Here is a 6568-nt window from a genome sequence, read left to right as displayed (position 1 = left end):
TGTGAGCTGTGAGCTGTGAGCTGTGAGCTGTGAGCTGTGAGCTGTGAGCTGTGAGCTGTGAGCTGTGAGCTGTGAGCTGTGAGCTGTGAGCTGTGAGCTGTGTTCATACCAATCATTTCCTTTACTTTTGATAGTTCTATTATATCAAAAATGTCAACCTTTTATCTAGTAGTTTGTTACACGAACAAATGACGGATGTGTTTGTTCGTGCTATAATGGTTTTAAGATAAAGGAGTACCAGTTATGGATTTTGAATTTAAGTCATTATTCGATTTGCAATTGGCTTTTCCTGATGAACAATCATGTATCGACCATTTGGAAAATATGATTTGGGGTGATGTTGTTGTCAGCCCTTTTGATGCTACTTCCAAGGTTTACAAATGCAAGGGGAACAAATACCGTTGCAAAAATACTGGTAAATACTTCAACGTAAAAACTGGCACTCTGTTTGATAACACTAAGATTGAACTGTGTAAATGGTTTATGGCGATTTGGCTTGTCACTTCTCATAAAAAAGGCATCTTGTCTGTTCAACTTTTTAAAGATATAGGAGTTACACAAAAGACAGCGTGGTTTATGCTAGAGCGTATTCGCAAATGCTTTGGTTCTGGAGATAGGTATCTACCACTCATGGTCTAAGAAGTATCTTCAAGATTATGTGGTTGAATTTGCTTTTCGATACAACACTCGTGATTATTCTGACACTCAACGTTTTAATTTCTTGCTCTCCAACGCTAGCGTTCGTACAAAATACAAGGAGTTAATCTATGGTTGCTAGTACACGGGCTGACCTACATTTTGAACTAGAGCGTACTATCTCTCGTAGGGTAGATAGCAAGTTAATCCCTATCAGGTCAGTATCTCTGATAGTTTTTACGAGAAATACACAAAACTTTGGAAAAAGAAATTTTCAGTAGATTTTGTCATTGAACACCGTCCTTTTTACGCTCAACTAACTCAAAATTGTATCTATGATACTTTAGATAAGGTAGATAGAAAAAGTTTATCTAAGCATTTGGCAGAACTAGAAGCTTTGGTAGATATTTCTGAAACCAAAGAAGATTTTTATATGTACTTTGAGAAGAAGTATACGAAACCATTACCTGATTTTAATGATTATATGAATCAGAAGAAAAAGGAATTATCTGAGTTTGATAAAAAACTGTGGATAGCATTACACTTCAACCCAAAAGAGAGCAAGAAAGGAGTTAGCTAATGACAACTTGGTATGATTACATGGTTCGTGCTAGCGAGCATTCCCACAAAGATGGCGACTTATGGTTTCGTTACCTCTATAAGGTTATTCAGGACGAGGAGACTAAGTTCTGATGATGTGGAACAGTTGCTAAAAAATCCGACCTTAACCCCTTTTCAGAAGATAATGCTACAAGATGCCTTGACAGATGGTACACATACAAGAGAATACGTTTTGCAGGCAAACCGAAAATCCAAACCCAAAGACATCTTGAAACTCTTTAGGGAGGGAAATTATGGATAAGAAAATTCTTTTTGAAGCTCTGAATACATGGCAGAACATCCAGAAGAATTTAGACAGTATTAAAAGACGATTTCCGGTTGGAAGTCGCCTTTTTTGACATTATCGGAGACACTATATCTTATGGCTGGTATATAGTTCCCTTATTTTATTACGTTGTGGATTTGTACTAAAATATTTCCTTTAATGCGATACGGACTGAAAGTTTTATTTGAAGTCAAGAGGAGTAACTCCCACTATTTTTTTAAAAGTTCTTGAGAAATTAGAGGAAGTAGAGAAACCAAGTGAATGCGTAATTTCTTCTACTTTTTTATCTTCATGTAATCGCCACTGAAAACCAGTTTGTGCTTCACTACGATATCTTTCCTAATCTAACCGATACGCTAACCTTACTGCCTTTCTTAGAAACTTATCGGCATGACCTCAAGACAGTCGTAGCTGATGCAGGATATGGCAGTGAAGAAAATCTTCTCAAACTTGATGAAGTAGGTATTTCTCACTACATCAAGTATAACCAGTTTGACCGTGAACAGAAGCGGTCATTTAAGAAGAAAGCAGTTGATTGGAACTATGATGAGGAAACAGATGTCTACCAACATCCAGACGGGTTCGTCTATCCCTTTAGTCATACTAAATACCGCAAAGACAGCTTCAGGGTTTGAGCAAGAAATCAAGGTCTATCGAGCTGAGGAGCCTGAGGTTGCCCCACAGAAGGGACTGTACATCAACGAGCGGTATCGAATGCTCAAACAGAAAGAGAGCCAGGCGCTTTTATCTGACCAAGGTCGCACCATCTTTGCCCAGCGCAAGGTGGATGTCGAGTCAGTCTTTGGTCAGATAAAGGCTTGTTTGGGTTACACCAGATGTAACCTCAGAGGCAAACGCAAGGTAAGAATTGACATGGGACTGGTTCTCATGGATAATAACCTCAAGAAATATAACAAAAGAATGACGGAAAACTAAAAAAGTAGAGGCACCAAAATTGGTTTCTCTACTTTTGGGTTGGTTGAGATGAGTTTTGTCTCAGCTTCCTTTTAATTTTTGTATAAAAGACAGAAAATTCACATAAAATTTATTTCAATCTACCTATTTTCTGCTATAATAAAGGGAGAAATGGAGTAATTATGCTAGAAAACAATCGTGTTGGAGACTTGTTGAGGGAGTTTCCTGAAGATGTACAATTTATATTTCAAGAAATGATCCCAGCCTATCAGCGTGGCTATGCGGACTATGTGTACAAGACTGACAAGGCAGATGTGCAGCAGCGTAGAATTAAAAACCTAGCCAAAAGTTTTCGGAGGATGGATTATTTTTATATTATGCCACTTGATCAAGAGTTGGCTGTGGCAATTGCTACCTGGCAGTACGAAGCACCCTATGATTTCTATGATGCGCGAGCAGATGAGGAGGATTTGGCGGAGCTCCTGTCACAAGAAGCACGTGAGGGACGTTATTTTGCGGTCATTCGTAATGGCGCTCTGATGGGCTATTTTTGCTTAGAATGGGATGCCGCAGGTCATGGGGCGGAACTGGGTCTGGGAATGAATCCTCTCTATACAGGGAAAGGCCAAGGTAGAGCTTTTTATCAGACTATTGAGGACTACATTCGTACGAATTATCCAGCTTGTCGACAGTTGGACTTGGCTGTCGCAGACTTCAATGGTCGAGCACGGCATTTGTATCAAGCAGTTGGATTTACGGAGCAAGAAAGCTACCTTCAAGAGACCAATGGGGGGCACTATCCCTTTGTTAAAATGACGAAACAATTGTCCCAGCCTTCAGATGCAGAATAAAGGTCTATTTACCCAATTGTGCGAAAGCGATTGTTTTTATCGAAGTGGTAGGATGATTCTGTTTTATAAAAAACAAAAATATTCAGAAAATATTGACAACTCATTTAAGAAATGTTATCTTTTTTCTAAAGGAGGTGCTAATATGAAAAAAATAAATCAAATTCTAGCCCTGTTCGTTAGTGTCGGCATTGTTTTAACTTATTCTATTAAAGTATCGGCTTCAGTACTGGGAGTGAGTGAGGCTCGGAATACAATTGGTGTTCAAAAGGTTATGGGGTATGGTAACCTGATTCTTGATGGTGTTGGAGGTTTTGCTGATAAATGGGGACAGCCACCTTCGAGTGGAGCTTCAGGTCCTTTTTTTGGACCAAGGGGGATGACTTTATATAAGGATAGAGCGATAAATAGTGGTGGTGGTCCTCACGGAGGAAGCTATTATAAACTTTATAATAGGAAAGGACAGCGAATAGGAACATATAACATTGATGGGGTTAGAGTTCGTGATTAAGAAATACCAGTTTGGTTCAACAGAACTACTATTGCAAGATGGATTGGAATTAGCTCGTCATGTACAAAAAGAAGAAGTACTGATTACGGATGAAAGTAGGGAAGAAATCTATATGATTTTGTCTTTAACCATCAATGGAGGAATTTTCTTGCAATCTAGATGGCAAGGTCAGGTCAAGATTTCAAAGAATCAATGGCTAATCAGTAAAAATCTAGAATCACCTGTTAGTATCTTTTCGCGTGCGACAGATCCTGTAGATTTCAGTAAGCGCACACAGGTCTATAGATTAGGAGAGAACGATGGAAAAAGAATTTGAAACAGTAGAATTTCATGGTTACACAGTTCGTATCGAAAAAGATTTTACGGCTGTTTTGGATGAAGATGGTAGTAAATTGATGGTCTTGGAGAAAGACTTTACGGATGTCAATGCTGCTTTGGTTTACCTTACCGAAGAGGAAAGTGTTCAGATTTTTCCTCGTTGGCAGACCAATTTTATAGTAAAAGAGAATGAGATTTGCATCATTCGAGAAAATGGCGGTCGCTAATGAATTATCAAGAACTTCATTTGGGGGATTGGACGATTTATTATTCTGAGCAATTGTGCTGTTACCAGCTGAATGAAAAAGAGTTTTTATTTACGACTACCTTTAAAAATAGAATTATCGTTAATTTGAAATACCAAGATGGTCTTAACTGGTCTTTGGATGGGATGTCTAGTATAAAAGTTCCCAAAAATATGAAAGTAGCCTACTTGGATCTTCTTGATTAGGAGTGTTCTACCAAAAGTTGTTCAAAAATCTTGTAAAATACTAGCAGATTTTTTAGAAGTATGATAGAATACAACAAGCGTAGGTTTTTAAACTCATCCCGTGAGGTGAGAAAGACAACAGGAAAAATTAAGGGCCTATGACTATACATATATATAGAAATTGGGTCTTTTTGTGTACCCAAATAGGAGAAGTACATGGATTTGAAATTACAAGTCTCTCAGCATGAAGAACCATCAGCGATTGATTTATCTGTATCGAAGGTTGATTTGCTACTGGATGTTGATGAGAAGCCTGAGCTTGCAAAAGGATTGTTGTTGAGTTTCCAGCACGTGTTCGCTATGTTTGGGGCGACGATTTTGGTTCCTTTGATTTTGGGGATGCCTGTTTCAGTTGCTCTCTTTGCTTCCGGTGTGGGAACCTTGATTTACCAAGTGGCAACACAGTTTAAGGTGCCGGTTTACTTGGGATCATCCTTTGCCTATATCACGGCTATGGCGCTTGCAATGAAGCAGATGAATGGGGATGTTTCCGCAGCTCAGACGGGTATTCTATTTGTCGGCTTGATTTATGTTGTGGTGGCGACAATTGTAGCCTTTATTGGTAATAACTGGGTGGACAAGATTTTGCCGCCAATCGTCATCGGGCCTATGATTATGGTCATCGGGCTTGGTTTGGCAAATTCAGCTGTTACCAATGCAGGATTTGTGGCAGATGGGAACTGGAAGCATGTCCTTGTTGCGGTTGTGACCTTCTTGATTGCAGCTTTTATCAATACAAACGGAAAAGGCTTCATCAAAATCATTCCTTTCTTGATTGCCATTGTGTGTGGCTATCTCTTGTCTCTTTGCCTAGGATTGGTGGACTTGAGCCCGATTAAAGATGCAGCTTGGTTTGAACTTCCTCGTCTCTACCTTCCATTTAAAACAGGTGTTTTCCACAGCTATAAACTTTACTTCGGTCCAGAAATGTTGGCTATCTTGCCGATTTCAATTGTGACCATTGCTGAAAATATCGGAGACCATACTGTTTTGAGCCAAATCTGTGGGCGTCCATTTTTGAAAAATCCAGGTCTTAGCCGTACTTTGATTGGTGATGGTCTAGCAACTGCCTTCTCAGCGCTTATCGGGGGACCTGCTGAGACAACTTACGGTGAAAATACGGGCGTGATTGGCATGACACGTATTGCATCTGTTTCTGTCATCCGAAACGCAGCTTTCATCGCTATCGCATTTTCATTCCTTGGCAAGTTTACAGCCTTGATCTCAACGATTCCAAGTGCGGTGCTTGGTGGGATGTCTATCCTGCTCTACGGTGTTATCGCAAGCAATGGTTTGAAAGTATTGATTGAACGTCGAGTGGATTTTGGTCAGGTTCGCAATCTGATTATCGCCTCTTCTATGCTGGTTCTTGGACTGGGTGGTGCGGTTCTGGATTTGGGAGCAGTGACGCTTTCAGGGACAGCCCTCAGCGCCATTGTGGGAATCCTTCTCAACCTTATTCTTCCACAAGAAAGCAAATAAGCCCTATTTTAAAGTAGAGGTATTTGACAAGAGTCAAAAAGATTGATAAAATAGGTAACGTCCATTGGACAATCTAGCTGTTCTTGGTAGTGGGATATGCCAACCTACCACTCAGATTAAGCTCAAATACAAAGGAGAATTACTCATGGCAATCTCAAAAGAGAAAAAAAATGAACTTATCGCTCAATACGCACGTCACGAAGGTGACACTGGTTCTGTAGAGGTACAAGTTGCTGTCCTTACTTGGGAAATCAACCACCTTAACGACCACATCAAACAACACAAAAAAGACCACGCTACTTACCGTGGTTTGATGAAAAAAATCGGTCGTCGTCGTAACTTGCTTGCATACTTGCGTAAAAACGATGTTAACCGTTATCGCGAATTGATCAACTCACTCGGACTCCGTCGTTAATCATGACTTGAGTTCAGCTGCAATCGTTCTATTTTCGAAAGATCTAGTCTGCATTCAGTTGAGTGAA

At 39.8% G+C, this 6568-nt stretch carries 9 protein-coding genes and 4 pseudogenes; 12 read left to right on the top strand and 1 reads right to left on the bottom strand.

The features are described from left to right. Positions 1–243: 243 nt before the first annotated feature. The 4 genes and pseudogenes from J2T50_RS10550 to J2T50_RS10570 all read left to right on the top strand — a co-directional run. Positions 244–600: pseudogene (locus J2T50_RS10550) on the top strand (transposase); the annotation flags it as partial. 1 nt (position 601) lies between these two features. Further along, a complete protein-coding gene (locus J2T50_RS10625) occupies positions 602–778 on the top strand; it encodes a transposase (RefSeq protein WP_354281637.1) in 177 nt (58 codons plus the stop codon). A gap of 237 nt (positions 779–1015) precedes the next feature. Further along, positions 1016–1216, top strand: coding sequence for a hypothetical protein (locus tag J2T50_RS08915; protein WP_253365843.1), 201 nt, complete (start codon positions 1016–1018; stop codon positions 1214–1216). Beyond that, positions 1216–1498: pseudogene (locus J2T50_RS10570) on the top strand (hypothetical protein). Before J2T50_RS08915 ends, J2T50_RS10570 begins: the two are co-directional and overlap by 1 nt. Before the next feature lie 204 nt (positions 1499–1702). On the opposite strand, the pseudogene J2T50_RS08910 reads toward J2T50_RS10570, so the two are convergent. Beyond that, a pseudogene (locus J2T50_RS08910) lies at positions 1703–1819 on the bottom strand (helix-turn-helix domain-containing protein); the annotation flags it as partial. Between J2T50_RS08910 and J2T50_RS10620 the strand changes: the two are divergent. The 8 genes and pseudogenes from J2T50_RS10620 to rpsO form a co-directional block, all read left to right on the top strand. After that, positions 1819–2458 (top strand): annotated as a pseudogene (locus J2T50_RS10620) (transposase); the annotation flags it as partial. The pseudogenes J2T50_RS08910 and J2T50_RS10620 sit on opposite strands and share 1 nt — an antisense overlap. A gap of 161 nt (positions 2459–2619) precedes the next feature. Further along, a complete protein-coding gene (locus J2T50_RS08895; protein ID WP_253365837.1) occupies positions 2620–3288 on the top strand; it encodes a GNAT family N-acetyltransferase in 669 nt (222 codons plus the stop codon). Between the two features lie 52 nt (positions 3289–3340). Further along, positions 3341–3796, top strand: a complete 456-nt coding sequence (locus J2T50_RS08890) for a hypothetical protein (RefSeq protein WP_253365835.1) — start codon at positions 3341–3343, stop codon at positions 3794–3796. Then, a complete protein-coding gene (locus J2T50_RS08885) occupies positions 3789–4112 on the top strand; it encodes a hypothetical protein (RefSeq protein ID WP_253365833.1) in 324 nt (107 codons plus the stop codon). The genes J2T50_RS08890 and J2T50_RS08885 overlap by 8 nt, the downstream gene beginning before the upstream one ends. Beyond that, on the top strand, positions 4096–4341 hold the full coding sequence (locus J2T50_RS08880) for a hypothetical protein (RefSeq protein ID WP_253365831.1): 246 nt from the start codon (positions 4096–4098) through the stop codon (positions 4339–4341). Before J2T50_RS08885 ends, J2T50_RS08880 begins: the two co-directional genes overlap by 17 nt. Continuing rightward, positions 4341–4565, top strand: a complete 225-nt coding sequence (locus tag J2T50_RS08875; protein ID WP_253365829.1) for a hypothetical protein — start codon at positions 4341–4343, stop codon at positions 4563–4565. Before J2T50_RS08880 ends, J2T50_RS08875 begins: the two co-directional genes overlap by 1 nt. 195 nt (positions 4566–4760) lie before the next feature. Then, positions 4761–6086 carry a uracil-xanthine permease family protein gene (locus J2T50_RS08870; protein ID WP_253365827.1) on the top strand — a complete coding sequence of 442 codons (1326 nt, stop codon included), beginning with the start codon at positions 4761–4763 and terminating at the stop codon, positions 6084–6086. 145 nt (positions 6087–6231) lie between these two features. Next, entirely contained in the window at positions 6232–6501 is a 270-nt protein-coding gene (gene rpsO, locus J2T50_RS08865) for a 30S ribosomal protein S15 (RefSeq protein ID WP_253365825.1), read from the top strand. Positions 6502–6568: the final 67 nt, after the last annotated feature.

This window comes from Streptococcus gallinaceus, assembly GCF_024170225.1.
Classification (GTDB): Bacteria; Bacillota; Bacilli; order Lactobacillales; family Streptococcaceae; genus Streptococcus; species Streptococcus gallinaceus.
Note: the sequence above shows the minus strand (reverse complement) of the source record. Positions and strands in the feature narration are given on the sequence as shown.

Bases quoted from the DNA above. Each gene is read 5' to 3' on its own strand.
- J2T50_RS08895 (WP_253365837.1), top strand. From the start codon at position 2,620: ATGCTAGAAAACAATCGTGTTGGAGACTTGTTGAGGGAGTTTCCTGAA.
- J2T50_RS08890 (WP_253365835.1), top strand. From the start codon at position 3,341: ATGATTCTGTTTTATAAAAAACAAAAATATTCAGAAAATATTGACAAC.
- J2T50_RS08880 (WP_253365831.1), top strand. From the start codon at position 4,096: ATGGAAAAAGAATTTGAAACAGTAGAATTTCATGGTTACACAGTTCGT.
- J2T50_RS08875 (WP_253365829.1), top strand. From the start codon at position 4,341: ATGAATTATCAAGAACTTCATTTGGGGGATTGGACGATTTATTATTCT.
- J2T50_RS08870 (WP_253365827.1), top strand. From the start codon at position 4,761: ATGGATTTGAAATTACAAGTCTCTCAGCATGAAGAACCATCAGCGATT.
- rpsO (WP_253365825.1), top strand. From the start codon at position 6,232: ATGGCAATCTCAAAAGAGAAAAAAAATGAACTTATCGCTCAATACGCA.